Source organism: Nesterenkonia lutea (assembly GCF_014873955.1).
Classification (GTDB): Bacteria; Actinomycetota; Actinomycetes; order Actinomycetales; family Micrococcaceae; genus Nesterenkonia; species Nesterenkonia lutea.
In genome coordinates this window covers 2,613,937-2,630,013 of record NZ_JADBED010000001.1, presented here as the reverse complement: position 1 = coordinate 2,630,013, position 16,077 = coordinate 2,613,937, and the positions used below count along the sequence as shown (strand labels likewise).

General features: G+C 67.4%; 16 protein-coding genes. 3 read left to right on the top strand and 13 right to left on the bottom strand.

Going from position 1 to position 16,077, the window contains the following annotated elements:
• Nucleotides 1-11: 11 nt before the first annotated feature.
• Complete coding sequence (gene dnaB / locus H4W27_RS11995) at nucleotides 12-1,424, bottom strand: replicative DNA helicase (RefSeq protein WP_192596133.1); 1,413 nt, start codon at nucleotides 1,422-1,424, stop codon at nucleotides 12-14.
• The gene (locus tag H4W27_RS11990; RefSeq protein ID WP_192596132.1) at nucleotides 1,370-2,929 is read right to left on the bottom strand and encodes a condensation domain-containing protein; all 1,560 of its coding nucleotides are present in this window, start codon (nucleotides 2,927-2,929) and stop codon (nucleotides 1,370-1,372) included. Before H4W27_RS11990 ends, dnaB begins: the two co-directional genes overlap by 55 nt.
• An 85-nt stretch (nucleotides 2,930-3,014) precedes the next feature.
• Between H4W27_RS11990 and H4W27_RS11985 the strand changes: the two genes are divergently transcribed.
• Both H4W27_RS11985 and glsA read left to right on the top strand, forming a co-directional pair.
• Nucleotides 3,015-3,851 (top strand): alpha/beta fold hydrolase, encoded by an 837-nt coding sequence (locus tag H4W27_RS11985; protein WP_192596131.1) that lies wholly within the window; start codon nucleotides 3,015-3,017, stop codon nucleotides 3,849-3,851.
• A 623-nt stretch (nucleotides 3,852-4,474) separates the two neighbouring features.
• Nucleotides 4,475-5,485 (top strand): glutaminase A, encoded by a 1,011-nt coding sequence (gene glsA, locus H4W27_RS11980; protein WP_192596130.1) that lies wholly within the window; start codon nucleotides 4,475-4,477, stop codon nucleotides 5,483-5,485.
• 22 nt (nucleotides 5,486-5,507) lie between these two features.
• Here the strand turns inward: glsA and H4W27_RS11975 are convergent, their stop codons facing one another.
• From H4W27_RS11975 to H4W27_RS11950, 6 genes are all read right to left on the bottom strand, one after another.
• Entirely contained in the window at nucleotides 5,508-6,629 is a 1,122-nt protein-coding gene (locus H4W27_RS11975) for an LLM class flavin-dependent oxidoreductase (protein WP_192596129.1), read from the bottom strand.
• Nucleotides 6,630-6,945: 316 nt separating this feature from the next.
• Nucleotides 6,946-7,398: a 50S ribosomal protein L9 gene (gene rplI, locus H4W27_RS11970; RefSeq protein ID WP_192596128.1), complete on the bottom strand. Its 453-nt coding sequence runs from the start codon at nucleotides 7,396-7,398 to the stop codon at nucleotides 6,946-6,948.
• Nucleotides 7,399-7,432: 34 nt separating this feature from the next.
• On the bottom strand, nucleotides 7,433-7,672 hold the full coding sequence (rpsR, locus tag H4W27_RS11965) for a 30S ribosomal protein S18 (RefSeq protein ID WP_036475751.1): 240 nt from the start codon (nucleotides 7,670-7,672) through the stop codon (nucleotides 7,433-7,435).
• 110 nt (nucleotides 7,673-7,782) lie between these two features.
• A complete protein-coding gene (locus tag H4W27_RS11960) occupies nucleotides 7,783-8,388 on the bottom strand; it encodes a single-stranded DNA-binding protein (RefSeq protein WP_192596127.1) in 606 nt (201 codons plus the stop codon).
• 57 nt (nucleotides 8,389-8,445) lie between these two features.
• Nucleotides 8,446-8,745: a 30S ribosomal protein S6 gene (rpsF, locus tag H4W27_RS11955; RefSeq protein ID WP_192596126.1), complete on the bottom strand. Its 300-nt coding sequence runs from the start codon at nucleotides 8,743-8,745 to the stop codon at nucleotides 8,446-8,448.
• A gap of 232 nt (nucleotides 8,746-8,977) precedes the next feature.
• Complete coding sequence (locus tag H4W27_RS11950; RefSeq protein WP_225939109.1) at nucleotides 8,978-10,297, bottom strand: M18 family aminopeptidase; 1,320 nt, start codon at nucleotides 10,295-10,297, stop codon at nucleotides 8,978-8,980.
• A 39-nt stretch (nucleotides 10,298-10,336) separates the two neighbouring features.
• Between H4W27_RS11950 and H4W27_RS11945 the strand changes: the two genes are divergently transcribed.
• The gene (locus H4W27_RS11945) at nucleotides 10,337-10,522 is read left to right on the top strand and encodes a hypothetical protein (protein WP_192596124.1); all 186 of its coding nucleotides are present in this window, start codon (nucleotides 10,337-10,339) and stop codon (nucleotides 10,520-10,522) included.
• A 19-nt stretch (nucleotides 10,523-10,541) separates the two neighbouring features.
• Here the strand turns inward: H4W27_RS11945 and H4W27_RS11940 are convergent, their stop codons facing one another.
• The 5 genes from H4W27_RS11940 to H4W27_RS11920 all read right to left on the bottom strand — a co-directional run bounded on the left by H4W27_RS11940 (nucleotide 10,542) and on the right by H4W27_RS11920 (nucleotide 16,033).
• Entirely contained in the window at nucleotides 10,542-11,363 is an 822-nt protein-coding gene (locus H4W27_RS11940) for a response regulator transcription factor (RefSeq protein ID WP_192596595.1), read from the bottom strand.
• Nucleotides 11,364-11,478: 115 nt separating this feature from the next.
• Nucleotides 11,479-12,858: a sensor histidine kinase gene (locus tag H4W27_RS13895; RefSeq protein ID WP_192596123.1), complete on the bottom strand. Its 1,380-nt coding sequence runs from the start codon at nucleotides 12,856-12,858 to the stop codon at nucleotides 11,479-11,481.
• 64 nt (nucleotides 12,859-12,922) lie between these two features.
• Nucleotides 12,923-13,798 carry an ABC transporter permease gene (locus tag H4W27_RS11930; protein ID WP_192596122.1) on the bottom strand — a complete coding sequence of 292 codons (876 nt, stop codon included), beginning with the start codon at nucleotides 13,796-13,798 and terminating at the stop codon, nucleotides 12,923-12,925.
• Entirely contained in the window at nucleotides 13,795-14,706 is a 912-nt protein-coding gene (locus H4W27_RS11925; RefSeq protein WP_192596121.1) for an ABC transporter ATP-binding protein, read from the bottom strand. The genes H4W27_RS11930 and H4W27_RS11925 overlap by 4 nt, the downstream gene beginning before the upstream one ends.
• 34 nt (nucleotides 14,707-14,740) lie before the next feature.
• On the bottom strand, nucleotides 14,741-16,033 hold the full coding sequence (locus H4W27_RS11920; RefSeq protein ID WP_192596120.1) for a DUF418 domain-containing protein: 1,293 nt from the start codon (nucleotides 16,031-16,033) through the stop codon (nucleotides 14,741-14,743).
• Between the last annotated feature and the right edge of the window lie 44 nt (nucleotides 16,034-16,077).

Sequence of the window (16,077 nt, the reverse complement as noted above, 5' to 3'; positions counted from 1 at the left end):
CTCGAGAGCCGCTAGAAGTCCCGGGCCATGTCCTGAAAGCGGGCGTAGTGCCCCTGGAAGGCGACCGTGATGTCGCGGGTGGGACCGTTGCGGTTCTTCGCCACGATGATGTCCGCCTCCCCGGCTCGCTCGGTCTCCTTGTCGTAGACCTCGGGCCGGTGCAGCAGCATGACCATATCGGCATCCTGCTCGATGGAGCCGGACTCACGCAGGTCAGAGACCTGAGGCTTCTTGTCCGGCCGAGACTCGGACCCGCGGTTGAGCTGCGAGAGCGCGATGATCGGCACGTCGAGCTCCTTGGCCAGGAGCTTCAGCGTGCGGGAGAACTCACTGACCTCCTGCTGGCGCGACTCCACGCGCTTGCCCGAGGAGAGCAGCTGCAGATAGTCCAGCACCACCAGCTTGAGGTTGTGGCGCTGCTTGAGCCGGCGGCATTTGGCGCGGATCTCCATGAGTGACATGTTCGGGGAGTCATCGATGAACAGCGGCACGTCATTGAGCCGGTCCACCGCCTCCGACATCTTCTCCCAGTCCTCATCGCGGATGTTGCCCTTGCGCAGGTCGGAGAAGAGGATCCGCGACTCGGCCGAGAGCAGACGCATCGCGATCTCGTTGCGACCCATCTCCAGGGAGAAGAAGGCGGCGGTCATGCCGTTGCTCACCGCGGCCGCACGGGCGAAGTCCAGCGCCAGCGTGGACTTTCCCATGGCCGGGCGGGCCGCGATGATGATCATCTGCCCGCCGTGGAAGCCGTGGGTCAGGTCGTCGAGCTCGCGGAACCCGGTGGGGATCCCGGTGAGTCCGCCGTCGTGAGCCGAGTTGGTCTCGATCTCATCGATCGTGGGTCCCAGCACCTCAGAGAGCGAGACATAGTCCTCGCTCTGTCGGTTCTCGGCCACGTTGTAGATCTCAGACTGCGCCTGGTTGACGATGCCCTCGACCTCACCGTCGGCGGTGTGTCCGAGCTGGACGATCTTGGTGCCGGCATCGACGAGCCGACGAAGTATCGCCCGCTCGCGCACGATCTCCGCGTAGAAGCCGGCATTGGCGGCAGTGGGCACCGACTGCGCAAGGTTGTGCAGGTACGCCGGGCCACCGATGCGCTGCAGCTCGCCGCGCTTGGTCAGATGATCCGAGATCGTCACCACATCGGCGGGCTCGCCGCGTCCGTAGAGATCGATGATGGCGTCATAGATCAGCTCATGGGCCGGGCGGTAGAAGTCGGAGCCGCGCAGCACCTCGACGACGTCGGCGATGGCGTCCTTGGAGAGCATCATGCCGCCCAGGACTGACTGCTCCGCCACCATGTCCTGCGGAGGCGTGCGGGAGTCCACCCCAGCGGGGGAACCGGTGTCGTAGAGCTCGGTAGTCACCCCTCCACGATACTCGGTGCGCGCAGTCCCTCGACCACGGCGTCCAACCATGTGTGCATGGTCTCGCGAGCCTGTGCGGTGTCGGGATATCGGCAGCGCAGGTGCAGTCCCGTCTCATTGACCACGAACCAGATCATCACCCCGTCCGTCTGCACCACGGCTGAGACATGCTGGGCGTTGAGCGCCTCATCCACGTTGATGGGCAGCCGGCGATGATCGAGCCAGCTCATCGCGAACATGCCCGGCTTCGCCGGCATCCCGCCGTAGGGCCGCATGATCGGAGCCATCGGGTGCGAGCCGAGCCGGATGGCCTCCTTGACCGCCCGGTAGCTGGCGAGCAGGTCGTCGTCGTCGTTCTCCAGGACCGCGTTGGTGATGAACCACCCCACCGAATCGAACCAGCGCGGCTCATCCCTGCTGTGCACGGGGAACACGGTGCGCAGCGGCTGGTCCCCCAGCTCCCGGAAGAGCCGGGTCATCACCGAGACGGCGACGGCGATCAGCCTGACCCCCGCGGCCTTGGCATGGACCTCCAGCCGCTCCAGCTCGGTGGTGTCCAGCACGTCCCGGACCTCCACCTTCTCGCTGACCGGAAGCGAGATGTCCCCCAGCGGAAGCGGGAAGGTGGGCATCACACTCCCCCCTGCCTCAAGGATCTCCTGCCAGCGGGTGCGAACCTCCTCGGGAGGCAGGGGCTTGTCCTCCCAGGCGGCGGTGTGCGCGGCGAACGGCTCCGGCACGGGCAGGCCCTGCGCAGGGTCGAGCCCGGCGCGCAGATTCCCCAGCACGGCGGTGAAGTCCCGGACCAGGACCAGCAGCGACCATGCGTCCACGTGGGAATGATCCGAACCGATGACGATCTGTGGGGAGCCGGCGGTGTCACGGACGGCGGCCGACTCGCCGTCGTCGATCACGCAGATCCGATGCGAGGGGCGGCCGAAGGGATCGCAGACGGAGTCGAAATGGGCGCGCAGCGCGGCCTTGACCTCGGCGGCGCTGAGGTGCTGCTTGCAGGCGCTGAGGCGGCTCTGGTGGTCACCGGTGCTGAATCCCACCGAGTCCCGCGGCGCATCCGGGGCTTCGAGCCGCTCCCAGGAACCCGGTCGGATTCCCACCTCGCGGAGCAGCAGATCGCTGTCCGGGCCTCCGGAGCGGACCCCGGCAGCCGGTCGGGGATCCTGGTGATATGCCTCACCTGACTCTGCGGAGGCAGGGGGCTGCCAGTCAAAGATCGTGCGCAGGGTCCCATGGCGCTGGATGACCTCATGCCAGGCCGCCGCGATCTCCTCCAGGGAGGCGGGGCCGTCGAGCTGGAAAGAGACCGCCATCCAGGATCCCGGCCGTGACCCGAAGCTGACATGGCGGTTCTGATCGAAGGATACCGGCAGCGAAGCCGGTGCCTCGGGGGCACGCGAGGCGGACTCGGGCGGAGCCGAGCCGAAGCCGACACCGCGGCGCGGCTCCACGGCGCCACCGGAGACGGGCTGGGCCACCACCGAATAGCTGGACAGCCGGCCGGGCCGGGTGTGCATCTGCGCCACATTCGTCAACCGCATACGGCGTAGTCTAGAGGGCGTTCACTGCGCCTGAACCTGTTCCGGCGCAACTTGTTGTTGACCTGATGCTCAGGAGTCAGAGACTGTGGGGCTTTTCCAGACAGCCGGGGCGAAACTCGCCTACGAGATCTCCGGGGAGGGGCCCACTTTCGTCCAGCTGCATGGGCTGACCTCATGCGCCTCGCGTGAGCAGCGCGCAGGCCTGGACATGACCCTCGGACTGCAGGACTGCCGGGTGCTGCGCTACGACGCTCGCGGCCACGGCTCCTCCACCGGACGCGCCGTGCCGGAGGACTACGTGTGGCCTCGACTCGCCGACGATCTGCTCGCTCTGCTGGACGACCTCGCACCCGGGGAGAAGGTCCACGCCGCCGGGCCCTCCATGGGGGCGGCGACCCTGCTCCACGCGGCGGTGCGGGACCCGCAGCGGTTCAGCTCCTTGACTCTGCTGGTGCCGCCCACCGCCTGGTCCACGCGCGCGGGCCAGGCGGACACCTATCAGAGGTCCGCCGAGCTCGTGGAGGACCATGGCATCGGCGCGTTCGTCCGCGTGGGTCGCCAGGTGCTGCCGCCTCCGGCGCTGGCGGACCGGCCCAAGGAGCGGGTGCCTGCAGTGAGCCAGGAGCTGCTTCCTTCGATCTTCAGAGGGGCAGGCCTCACCGACCTGCCCGCGCCGGAACGCATCGCAGCGCTCTCCGTGCCCACGCTGATCCTCGCCTGGGTGGATGACTACGCCCATCCGGTCTCTACGGCGGAGAAGCTGCATGAGCTGATCCCCGGCTCACAGCTGAACATCGCCGAGACCCCGGAGGAGCTCGACACCTGGCCGCGCCGGGTGGCGGACTTCATCGCCGCCCACCCGGTGGAGAGCGGGAACGGATCGCCGGGATACACAGCAGAATCACGTGGCGTGAGCGCGTGATTCCCTTCCCTTGGCCGGTGTCCCGGCGACCCGATGTGTTGAGATCCAGCCGCGTCGGCCCCTGAGAGGCAATCGCTCAGCAGCTGCGGAGATCAGGATCTCCTCGGATTTCCCGAGTCCTCGGAAGCAGTGGCACGGGCCGACCCGCGAATCGCTTCCCGGCCCTCGTGTCTCCGCTCGGGCCGCAGTCTGCGACCCTTGTGAATGCGCGCTGGACGGTGCCCAGCCAATATCCACACCCGAGGGACTTTCCACACTTTAGGTCCAGAGCTCACCCGGGGCAATAGATCAAAATCAAGTGCCTGTGGAAATCATGTGGACTATGCGGCGTGTCTTGTGCACAACATGTGCAGAAGGCTGTGGATAGCCTGTTGATTCACCTGGAGAGATCCTCGTGACCTGGGGTTATGCAGCGACACGCCTGTGCATCGAAAAAACTACTGTTGAGTTTTCCGGGCTGTGGAACCACCTTGCCGTGGCCCGCTGTTAGGTGTATGCGGGGATATCGTCCCGATTTTCCACAGCCTCTCCACAGCCTGGTGAAAACACGTCCAGGAAATCCCAGGTCAGCCCTCAGGTTTCCCCGGGTAGCGTGGGCAGACCGATACCTCAGGAGTCACTCAGTGCACGAATCGATCAACAGCTATCTTCGCGAGATCCTCAAGGAGTCCAGTCAGGACGTCAGCGGCACGCTCGCCGGGTACATTCCGCGGCTCCGCGATGCCGATGAGAATCTGCAGGCGCTGGCGCTGGCGACGACCGACGCCCAGGCCTGCTCGGTGGGCGATGACGAGCATCTCTTCACCATCCAGTCGATCTCCAAGCCCTTCGTCTATGCCCTGGCGCTGGACGACGTCGGTCTGGAGCGCGTGCGCGAGATGGTCGGCATGGAGCCCTCGGGAGAGGCGTTCAACGAGCTCTCCCTCGAAGGAGGGACCGGACGACCGCTCAACCCCATGATCAATGCAGGGGCGATCGCCACCCACCAGCTGTTGGACCACACGCGTCATGACTCGCACTCCGGGGGCCGGGCGAGCGATTCACGCACCTCCCAGGTGCGCAGTCGCACGGCTCGCATCCTGGAGGGGATGGCGGGATTCGCAGGCCGCACCCTTGAGGTGGACTGGGATGCCGCCGAGGAGGAGTTCGCGACCACCTATCGCAATATGGCGATCGCCCATATGTTGAAGTCTCATGGTTCTCTGGACATCGAGCCCGACGAGGCCGTCCGCGGCTACATCGACAGCTGCTCCGTGCTGGTCACGGTCAGGGATCTTGCCCTGATGGCCGCCACGCTGGCCAACAGCGGCGTCAATCCGGAGACCGGCCAGCAGGTCGTCTCCGCCGAGTCCGCGCGCACCACGCTGGGCGTCATGGCCACCTGCGGCATGTACGACGCCTCGGGGCGCTGGCTGACCCAGATCGGCATCCCGGCGAAGTCGGGGATCTCGGGCGGGATCATCGGCGTGCTGCCGGGCCAGGTGGGGATCGCGTCCTTCGCACCTCGACTCGATGAGGAAGGCAGCAGCGTCCAGGGCGTGAGCATGTTCCAGCACCTCTCCAACGAACTCTCCCTGCATGTGCTGAGCAATCAGCGGATCAACGTCATCGAGGAGCTTCGGGCGCGCGCCTGAGGCCGCGGTCGCAGGCGCCCTCTCAGGCTGCGGACGCGCTGCCGCCTCCGGGCACGGGGTCGCGGCCCTCGCGCCTGCGGCGGGTCAGCACCGCGTGCGTGGGCGGCTCCGGAGTGCCCTCTGGGGCGCGTGCGGCCACCTCGCGGCGCAGCACCGGGACCACCTCTTCGCCCAGCAGGTCTATCTGCTCCAGCACGGTCTTCAGCGGCAGTCCGGCGTGGTCGATCAGGAAGAGCTGGCGCTGGTAGTCCCCCGCGTATTCGCGGAAGCTCAGGGTCCGTTCGATGACCTGCTCGGGGGTGCCCACGGTCAGCGGCGTCTGTGCGCTGAAGTCCTCCAGCGAAGGACCCCCGCCATAGACCGGCGCCCGGTCGAAGTAGGGGCGGAATTCGCGGATGGCGTCCTGCGAGCTTCGGCGCATGAAGACCTGTCCCCCGAGCCCGACGATCGCCTGCTCTGCGGGGCCGTGTCCGTGGTGCTCGTAGCGGCTGCGGTAGAGGTCGATCATCCGCCCGGTGTGTTCCTTGTTCCAGAAGATGTTGTTGTGGAAGAAGCCGTCACCGTAGTAGGCGGCCTGCTCGGCGATCTCCGGGGACCGGATCGAGCCGTGCCAGACGAAGGGCGGGATGCCGTCCAGGGGGCGCGGGGTGGAGGTGAAGCCCTGCAGCGGAGTGCGGAAACGTCCCGACCAGTCCACCTCAGACTCCCGCCAGAGCCTATGCAGCAGGGCATAGTTCTCCACGGCCAGCGGGACTCCGGCGCGGATGTCCTTGCCGAACCAGGGGTAGACGGGCCCGGTGTTCCCCCGTCCGAGGGTGAGATCGATCCGACCCTCAGCCAGGTGCTGCGCATACGCGTAGTCCTCCGCGATGCGCACCGGGTCAGTGGTGGTGATCAGCGTCGTCGCCGTGGAGAGCAGGATGCGGCGGGTCTGTGCCGCCAGGTGTGCCATCAGGATCGGAGGATTCGCCGGTGCCACGAAGGGAGGATTGTGGTGCTGACCCACTGCGAAGACGTCGAGTCCGACCTCCTCGGCCTTCTTCGCGATCGCCACCATCGAGGTGATGCGCTCGTGCTCGGTGGGGACCCGTCCCGTGGTCGGATCAGGTGTGATGTCGCCGATGCTGAAGACGCCGAACTGCATAGCTGCTCCTGTGCTGGAGTGGTTGACCCTGTGGATGGTTCTTAGGACGCCCGGGGGACGACCCTGAGTGATGCCCGTGCAGGCACGGTCTGGTGCTTTAAATTTGAAGCACCTCAGGGTCAACGCCTCCACGCGGCGGGCCATTCCCACACCGAGTCCAGCCCACACCGAGTCCAGCCCACACCGAGTCCAGCCCACACCGAGTCCAGCCCACACCGAGTCCAGACGCGCAAGAGGCTCCTGTCCCCCGCATCAGACGCGGGACAGGAGCCTCGTGCGCGTTCCACCGATGAACGGCAGAACTGCTGCGCAGTGCTTACTTCGAGCCGACGACCTGAAGGTCGAGGGACGCGGAGACGTCAGCATGCAGCCGGACAGTGGCGGTGTAGCTGCCGACAGCCTTGATGCGTGCTGGGATCTCCACGGTGCGCTTGTCGATGGAGCCGAGACCTGAGGCCTCGACGGCCTCGGCGATCTGCGCGGCACCGACGGTGCCGAACAGCCGACCGGAGTCGCCGGTCTTCACGGTGATCTTCACGGGGGCAGACTGCAGCCTGGCGGCCACCGCCTGTGCTTCCTCAACCGTGGCGATCTCGCGCGCCTTGCGAGCGGAGCGCAGGCGCTCCACGTCTTTCTCGCCGCCCTTGGTCCAGGTCATTGCGAAGCCACGCGGCAACAGATAGTTGCGTGCGTAGCCGCCCTTGACCTCGACCACATCGCCGGAAGCGCCGAGTCCGGTCACTTCCTGAGTCAGGATGAGCTTTGCCATTGGGTTGTTCCTTTCCTTCCCAGTCAGTCCCGGATCAGCCGCGGCCCGCGCCGGCGTACGGCAGCAGTGCGACTTCGCGAGCGTTCTTGATCGCCTGGGCGATCTTGCGCTGCTCCTGGACAGTCACGCCGGTGACACGGCGTGCGCGGATCTTGCCTCGGTCGGAAATGAACTTCCGCAGCAGGGCGGTGTCCTTGTAGTCGATGACCGTGATGTCAGCAGCCTTCAGCGGATTCGCCTTGGGCTTTGGCTTCTTGAGTTCAGCCTTTGCCATCGTGGTGCTCCTTTTCATAAGCGGAGCCCGCACCCTCTGGGATGCGGGATGGTGAATATGTGCAGATGAGCCGTGCTCCTCATCCTGGAAGCGTCAGACGCTCCTCAGGATCAGAACGGTGGCTCGTTGTTGTCAGGGGTGCCCCAGCTGCCGCCGCCGGAGGGCTGTCCGCCCCACGGGTCCTGCGGTGCAGAGTCGTTGCTCCACCCGCCGGACTGCGATCCGCCCCCACCGCCGCTGCCGCCGCCGCCGAAGGAGTCTCCCCCTGCGCCGAAGCCTCCGGAGGCTGCGCCGCCGGCGCTGGCGCCGCCGAACCCGCCTCCGGATCCGCCGGAACGACCGCCCTGTCCACCGCCGGAGCGCTGGACACTGGCAGTTGCGAAGCGCAGCGAGGGACCGATCTCATCGACGTCAAGCTCCCAGGAGGTGCGGTTCTCCCCCTCCTTGGTCTGGAACGACCGAGCCTTCAGGCGACCCTGTGCGATGACGCGGGTGCCCTTGGTCAGGGATTCAGCGGCGTTCTCTGCGGCTTCACGCCACAGTGAACAGCGGACGAAGAGAGTCTCCCCGTCCTTCCACTCATTCGCCTGTCGGTCGAAGAACCGGGGTGTGGACGCAATGGCGAAGTTGGAGACCGCGGCACCCGAGGGGGTGAAGCGGAGCTCCGGGTCTGCCGTCAGATTGCCTACAACGGTGATGATGGTCTCGCCGGCCATGGATCTGCTCCTTGGTTGCTGGTTCGCCCTGACAGGTGGATCAGTCCACCTGGAGGATTATTCGATCTTCTGTTCCTCGGGGCGAGTGATCTTGGTGCGCATGATCGTCTCGTTCAGGCGCAGCAGTCGGTCGAGCTCGGCAGCCGAGTCCGGTGTGGAGTGGAAGTTGACGACGGCGTAGACCGCTTCCGTCTTCTTCTGGATCTCGTAAGCCAGGCGGCGACGTCCCCAGACATCGACCTTGTCCACGGTGCCGCCGTCCTTCTTGACGATCTCCATGTACTTGCCGAGTGTCGGCTCCACGGTGCGCTCATCGACCTCTGGGTCGACGAGCACCATCAGTTCATAGTGACGCATGAGTGAACCCACCTCCTTCGGACTTGCGGTCACGGGATTTCCGTAACAGGAGGTTCTAATTGCATCTGCAGCTGACCTGATCCGCGCCACCCTCGGTTTGTGGGCAGGAAGGATCGAGGTCAGACAACCTGCACCATGCTACAGGTTCCAGGCGCGGAGATGAACCCGGGGTCTCATCGAATCGCAGCGGTTCGGCTGTCCAGCCTCAGCAGCTCAGCCTCAGCTGTTCGGTTCAGCGGCTCAGCTCGGTGGTGAAGAAGCTGGCCACCGCGTCACGCAGGTGCCCGAGATCATCCACCCCGCACATCTCCCGCGCCGAATGCATCGACAGCAGCGCGATCCCCACGTCTGCCGTGCGGATTCCCAGTCGAGTCGCGGTGATCGGCCCGATGGTGGACCCGCAGGGGAGATCGTTGTTCGAGACGAACTCCTGAGTGGGCACCCCGGCGTCCCGGCAGACCTTGGCCCACATGGCAGCGCCGGGCGCATCGGTGGTGTAGCGCTGGTTGGCGTTGATCTTCAGCAGCGGCCCGCCGTTGGGAAGGGGCCGGTTCGCCGGATCGTGCCGCTCGGAGTAGTTCGGGTGCACAGCGTGCCCGGCATCGCAGGAGAGGTGCCAGGAGCCGGCGAGCGCCTGAGCTCGCTGGGAGAGCGTGCAGGCGGACTGTCCGGCAGCATGGCCCAGACCCTCGTAGATCCTGCCCAGCACCTCCTCCAGGAAGGGACCGGCTGCTCCGGAGCGCGAGGCGGACCCGAGCTCCTCATGGTCGAAGGCGGCGAGCATCGGAATGACCTGTCCCGCTGCGGCCTGATCTGCCGTCGCCTCCAGCGCGCTCAGCCCGGCGTGCACGGAGGAGAGATTGTCCAGCCTGCCCGAGGCCAGGAACTCCTGCTCGACTCCGAAGGTTCCAGGCGCCTGCGCATCGGCGAGGACGACGTCGTAGCCGTCCACGTCCTCGGGGTCCACTCCCGCCGAGGAGGCAAGCACGGCGAGCACGTCGGCGGCGGCCGCCTGCTCGGAGGAGCCGGCGAGCCCGAGCACCGGCGCGGTATGTGCCTGTCGACTCAGGGTCAGTCCCTCATTGACCTGTCGATCCAGGTGGATGGCCAGCTGGGGGATGCGGGCCACCGGTCCGGTGGCCACCAGGTGTGTGGCGCCGTCGCGGGTGACCAGCCTCCCGGCCAGACGAAGCTCGCGGTCCAGCCACGAGTTCAGCAGCGGTCCGCCGTAGATCTCGACGCCGGCCTGCAGCCAGCCCTGCCGGATCAGTGTGGACTTGGGCTTGAGCTTGAACCCCGGGGAGTCCGTATGCGCCCCGAGAATCCGGACGGGGGTGGTCGGTCCCGCGGCGTCGGGCACCACCCAGCCCAGGACCGCGCCGTCGCGCAGCACCACATAGCGTCCTGGTTCGATCGGCCAGTCCTCGTGCTCGCCCAGCTGGGTGAATCCGGCCTCCACCAGGCGCTCTGCGGCGACTGCAGCCGCGTGGTAGGAGGAGGGCGAGGCGGTGACATACTCCGCCAGGTCTGCGATGTGCTCCCGAGTCGTCATGCCGGTCATCCTAATCGGGGGCTTTGCTAGCGTGTGTCCATGTCGATGATGTGGACCGGTCTCGTGGTCAACCTCCTGCTCCTGTTCCTCGTGCTGGCGGTGGTCGCTTTCATGCTGCATGCCGTCATCCGCGCGGGCGTGCGCAATGGACTGCGGGACCACGATCAGCACCTTCAGGAGCAGGAGCGCGCCGCTCGGCGTGGGGGAGCTCAGCTCTACCGCTGAGTCCCAGGCCCGGCGCGCCTCAGGAGGGGCTGATCAGCCCGGTCTGGAAGACATAGACCACGACCTGGACCCGGTCGCGCAGCTGCAGCTTGGTCAGGATCCGTCGCACGTGAGTCTTCACCGTGGCTTCGGAGAGGAAGAACCTGGCCGCGATCTCGGCGTTGGAGAGTCCCTCGGCCACCGCGAAGAGCACCTCCGTCTCACGCGCGGTCAGCGGCTCCCGCGGGACCCCGTCATCCATGGCCGCAGCGATCTGCTCACCGGTGGGCACAGCTCGTGGCTGCGTCCGACGCTCGGCCTCCCCGCGCAGGAGACCATCGTCGCGGGAATCCCGGTCCGCCCGTGCACCGGGACGAGTTCCCTGACGGCGTCCTGAGGCGTCCAGTGCGGCGGGAACGGCGGCGGCCGGGGCTGCGCCGGCACCGCGCAGATACACCTCCAGCAGGCGCTGGGTGATCCGGGGAGCCACCACGGCGTCGCCCTCAGCCACCACCCGCACCGCATGGACGAGATCCTCGGGGGTCACGTCCTTGAGCAGGAAGGCGCTGGCTCCTGCCTGCAGACCCGAGAACGCATATTCGTCCAGGTCGAAGGTGGTCAGGATGATCACCCGGGTCTGCGGGAACTGCGCCACCACCTTCGTGGTGGCCTCGATCCCATCCATCCGCGGCATTCGGACGTCCATGAGCACCACATCCGGGCGCCTTTCGGCGGGAAGCCCGCTCAGCGTCTCCAGCGCCTCCACGCCATCGGCGGCTTCGGCGACGACCTGGAGATCGTCTTCCCCCTCGAGGATCAGCCGGAACCCCATCCGCAGCAGATGCTGGTCATCGACGAGCATCACCTTCAGTGGTGCCCGGCCGCCGGCCTCTTCAGGCCCCGTCGGCTCGGCGGCGGAGCCCGCGTCATCGGCCGCTTCGTCGGCCGCCTCGTCATCGTTGATCTGGTTCATCTGATCATCCCTTCTGTGGCGGTTCAAGGACCGCCCGCACCATCCAGCCCCGGCGGGATGCCGGACCTGCGTAGACCGAGCCGTTGTAGAACGCGGCCCGCTCCTCCATGCCGTGGATTCCCTGTCCGCTGCCCACGGACTCCCGGCGCTCACCATGGGCCGGGTGCACGCCGTCGTCGGTGATGGTGAGCACCACCTGCCCGGCCGCAGGCATTCCCAGGGCAGCCTGATCTGTGGGGCTGAGTCCCTGCGCACGCAGACTCCGTGCCTCTTCGGCATCCGGTCCGGGCCGGTGCTCGATGCTCACCGTCACCTCGGTGACCTGACGGCCGTAGCGCAGCACATTGGTCAGTGACTCCTGGATGATCCGGTGAACAGTGAGTCCGAAGGCGGCGTCCTCGGGCAGCTGCGGGCCGGTCAGGCTCACTGTCAGCGGCAGGCCCGCCTGCCGGAAGCCCTCGGAGAGATCCTCCAGAGACTCTGCGACGGGTCGCCGCGCGGCCCCCACGTCCTGTCCCTCGCGCAGCACACCGATCACCCGGCGCATGTCGCCCAGTGCGGTGCGGCCGGTGTCGGAGAGCTCTTCCAGGACCGCTCCGGCGCGCTGGGGATCCTTCCGGGCCACGATGCGCGCGCCGTCGGCCAGGGAGATCATCACCGAGAGTGAATGGGCGATCACGTCATGCATCTCCCGAGCGATCCGGTTCCGCTCGGCCACCTGGGCGTACTGCTGGGTGCGCCGGGCCCATTCCAGCACCTCCTGCTCGTGGCTGCGCCCGCGGCGCACGGCTGCGCCGATGCCAGCGGAGATGCCCACCACGAAGAACATGGTCACGGCAACGATGCCCTGGGATTCGAACTCGCTGAGCCCCATGGGGTCGTAGTAGTTCTCCATCCACCAGCTGCGTCCATGCCGGGCGGTCCACAGATCGTTGCGCAGGAAGGTCAGGTAGCCGAGCACGCAGGCCGGCAGCGCGGTGACCAGACCCACCAGGAGCCCGCGGTGGCGCGCCACCGCGTAGGCGGCGAAGCAGAGTCCGATCATCTGGGAGCCGTGCCAGGGGTAGAGCAGCAGCAGGAAGGTTTCGGCCAGCGCAATCATCGCCAGCACGGCGATGGGATGGGTCCGACGGAAGGCCAGCGCGACGGCGATGGCTCCGTAGCCGATCAGCAGCCACCAGGCCCCGTCGCCCAGGTCGTAGAAGGCATAGGGATAGGTCCACAGGGTCAGCAGCACATAGACCCCGATGACGACGGCGTTCATGCACCTCGGGTGCCGGCGGAACCAGCCGCGCACGCCCCGGCGCCGCACGATCCCGAGCTCCTCGAAACCCGCGGGCACCGATGCTCCGGCGGGGGATTCGGGTGCGACCTGGGTGTTCACAGCCTCGACTGTACCGAGCCGGGCAGTGCCCCGGTGCGGAACCGGCAGGCGTGGAGCATCGGGCTCAGGCATCCCGCCGGATGAAGACCAGCCAGCCCGGCACCAGCGCGACCGCGGCCCAGACCAGCAGCAGCAGCCCGGCCACCGGGACCGGAAGGTCTGTGCTCATGGACGCTGACCCGGCGCTGAACTGACGCTGCAGGGCGAAGATCTCGAAGCGCATCAGGTCGGTGACCCACGCAGCCCCGCCGCTGAGCGCAAGCAGCAGGCCCAGCGCGATGGGTCCGCTGAAGAGCAGCAGACAGTAGGTGACCACCGCCCCGGCGGTGCTGCGCAGCAGCGCGCCCAGACCGAAGCCGATCGCCGAGGTCACCACCACTGCGGCCCAGCTGCTGAACACCAGCCACCAGATCTCGAACCCGAGCAGCTCCGGCAGCACGTCATAGAAGCCGCTGAGCGGCAGCAGGACGACTGAGCTGAGCACCACCAGCGCGGCGGTCAGCGCACCGATGAAGCCCAGCACCGCGAGCAGCTTCGCGAAGTAGAACATGGTCCGGTTCGGGACCGCCGCCAGCGAGGAGCGGATGGACCCGGAGGTGTGCTCCGTGGTGATGGACACCGCCGCGAGCGCGCCCATCAGGATGGTGACCAGGGTGAAGATCGAGAAGACGTTCTCGAACAGGCTGAACCCGGTCAGCTGGGCGTCACCGCCGCTCACCGAGGCGTCGGCGATCAGGAATCGAGTGCTGAGCACCGTGGCGATCAGCGTGAGGATCAGCAGGGCCACCGCGGCGGCGCACAGCCACCAGTTCAGCCGCAGCGCGGTCAGCTTCAGCCACTCGGCGCGCAGTGCCCGAGCGAAGGTCACCTCGCCGGAGACCACGCTCGGGGCGGCGGTCGGCCCAGGGGCCCCGATGGCGTGCGAGACGTCGGCATTCATGCGAGTCCTCCGGAACGGTGTTCGACGTAGTCCCCGGTGAGTTTGAGGTAAGAGTCCTCCAGCGAGGAATGCAGCGGTGTGAGCTCATGGACCACCACGCCGCTCTCCAGCGCCCGCCGACCGATCGTGCGGGCATCCAGGCCGCGCACCTCGAAGGTCTCGGCGTCCTGGCAGACCAGCGTGATCTCCGGCCCGGCCAGGGCGTTCATGAGCTCCTGGGAGCTCTCCGTGCGCACCAGCACCCGCGTCTCCCCGGCGGCGTCGAGGAAGTCTCCCACCGGCTGATCAGCGATGATGCGGCCGCGGCCGAGCACGATCAGGTGGTCGGCAGTCTGCGCCATCTCGGACATCAGGTGGGAGGAGATGAAGACGGTGCGTCCCTGACCCGCCAGTCGGCGCACCAGCTGTCGCACCCAGCGCACCCCCTCCGGATCCAGGCCGTTGATGGGCTCGTCGAAGATCAGCACCCCGGGATCGCCCAGCAGCGCGGCGGCGATGCCCAGCCGCTGACTCATCCCCAGGGAGTAGCCCCTGATCCGTTTGTCCGCCACGGAGGTGAGTCCGGTCATCTCGATGACCTCGTCCACCCGCGCGGTGCTGATGTCATGGGTGGCGGCGAGGATGCGCAGCTGCTGATGTCCGGTCCAGCCCGGATGGGCGGCTCCCGCATCGAGCACGGCTCCGACCTCGCGCAGCGGTGCCCGGTGTTCGGCGAACGCCTTGCCGTTGATGGTGATGCTGCCGGCGGTGGGCCGATCCAGGCCCATGGCCATGCGCATCGTGGTGGACTTTCCCGCCCCGTTGGGGCCCAGGAAGCCGGTGACCTTGCCGGGAGCCAGCGAGAAGCTGATGCCGTCCACCGCGGTGGTCGCCCCGTAGGCCTTGCGCAGGCCGCTCGCTGTGATCATGGCTCAAGATTAGGTCCGTCTTCAGGAGGGCACATCACGCTGAAGGATGATTCTGCGCCTTCGGATCGGCATAGGTCCACGCCCGCAGTGGGATCTCCACCGGCCCGCGCGCGAAGCGGCGCAGCCACAGCTGCGACAGGGTCAGCTGCACCGCCCACAGCACGACGACGACGAGACCCACCTGGCTCGCACTCAGCTCTCCTGCCAGACCCAGGCCCACCGGGGACCCGAGCGCGGAGAACATCACGGCAAGCACCAGGGACTGGCCCAGATAATTGCTCAGCGACATCCGACCCGCCGGAGCAAGGGCCCGCACGAGCCAGCCGAACCTCCGGTGACGCAGGATCAGCAGGGCTCCGACCACATAGCCGGTGGCCTGAAGGGGCCCCGCAAGGAAGATCAGCCCCGCGCTGAGCGTCTCCAGGCCGATCCCGCCGCCTGCCGGCCCTCCGGAATCCTCCGGCGCCCACGGGGCGCCCCAGGTCAGCCAGGCGGCGGTCAGGCTCAGCGCTCCCCCCACCGCCAGAGTGGGGATCATCAGCCAGAGCAGCCGCGCCGTCGTGGCCTCGCCGCTGATGATGCGCTCCAGGACCCGGCCGCGGCCCAGCACCAGTCCGAGCAGGAAGGCCGCCAGGGCAACCGGCCCCTGGACGATCAGCGTGGACGGCGCCACCAGGACATAGGCGCTGAGCTGGAAGATCAGATAGCTGCCGAGTCCCCCGGTGTAGGCATCTCGGGCCTCCTGCACCGAACCGGTCAGCATGGAGACGTCCATGGCTCCCCCGCCCTCGCCCATCGTCATTGAGGACTCCAGCACCAGGGTGAGCATGCCCAGACCGAGGATCGCCAGCGCGACGGCGACCCAGAGCCCGGCGGCGAGGAGCAGGGCGGTGCGCGCCCGGATCCGGCGCAGACCCAGCAGCGCGAAGCCGAGCAGCGCATAGGCGAGCAGGATGTCTCCGACGAACAGGAAGATCCCATGCAGCAGTCCCAGGATGATCAGCCCGATGAAGCGGCGGACCGAGCGGGTGACTTCACTGGCGCCGGCACGGTGCGCGGAGCCCCACTGCAGCACGAAGGAGAGCCCGAAGAGGAAGGAGAAGATCACATAGGACTTGCCCTCGAAGATGGCGGTGACGGCGAAGACCACCCAGTGATCGGCGAGCGCCCCGGCCCCCTGCCCGACGGTCTCCGAGGTCAGCCCGGCGGAGCGGGCCCCGCCGGCGCCGGTCAGATTCTCGGGGAAGGCGAAGTACCAGATGTTGACGGCCAGGATCCCGAGCAGCGCGAGGGCCCGCAGCGCGTCCACGGCGTGAAGTCTCTGCATCCCTCCAAATTACGGGACTTCCCCGCCCGCCTCCTCCTCGTTTT

What these genes read in the sequence shown, in the direction of transcription:
- H4W27_RS11925 (WP_192596121.1), bottom strand. Translation starts at nt 14,706, where the DNA reads ATGATCACAGCGAGCGGCCTGCGCAAGGCCTACGGGGCGACCACCGCG.
- H4W27_RS11940 (WP_192596595.1), bottom strand. Translation starts at nt 11,363, where the DNA reads ATGCTCGTCGATGACCAGCATCTGCTGCGGATGGGGTTCCGGCTGATC.
- H4W27_RS11960 (WP_192596127.1), bottom strand. Translation starts at nt 8,388, where the DNA reads ATGGCCGGCGAGACCATCATCACCGTTGTAGGCAATCTGACGGCAGAC.
- H4W27_RS11975 (WP_192596129.1), bottom strand. Translation starts at nt 6,629, where the DNA reads ATGCAGTTCGGCGTCTTCAGCATCGGCGACATCACACCTGATCCGACC.
- H4W27_RS11930 (WP_192596122.1), bottom strand. Translation starts at nt 13,798, where the DNA reads ATGAATGCCGACGTCTCGCACGCCATCGGGGCCCCTGGGCCGACCGCC.
- rpsF (WP_192596126.1), bottom strand. Translation starts at nt 8,745, where the DNA reads ATGCGTCACTATGAACTGATGGTGCTCGTCGACCCAGAGGTCGATGAG.
- H4W27_RS11920 (WP_192596120.1), bottom strand. Translation starts at nt 16,033, where the DNA reads ATGCAGAGACTTCACGCCGTGGACGCGCTGCGGGCCCTCGCGCTGCTC.
- H4W27_RS11990 (WP_192596132.1), bottom strand. Translation starts at nt 2,929, where the DNA reads ATGCGGTTGACGAATGTGGCGCAGATGCACACCCGGCCCGGCCGGCTG.
- rpsR (WP_036475751.1), bottom strand. Translation starts at nt 7,672, where the DNA reads ATGGCAAAGGCTGAACTCAAGAAGCCAAAGCCCAAGGCGAATCCGCTG.
- rplI (WP_192596128.1), bottom strand. Translation starts at nt 7,398, where the DNA reads ATGGCAAAGCTCATCCTGACTCAGGAAGTGACCGGACTCGGCGCTTCC.
- H4W27_RS11945 (WP_192596124.1), top strand. Translation starts at nt 10,337, where the DNA reads ATGTCGATGATGTGGACCGGTCTCGTGGTCAACCTCCTGCTCCTGTTC.
- dnaB (WP_192596133.1), bottom strand. Translation starts at nt 1,424, where the DNA reads ATGGTTGGACGCCGTGGTCGAGGGACTGCGCGCACCGAGTATCGTGGA.
- H4W27_RS11950 (WP_225939109.1), bottom strand. Translation starts at nt 10,297, where the DNA reads ATGACGACTCGGGAGCACATCGCAGACCTGGCGGAGTATGTCACCGCC.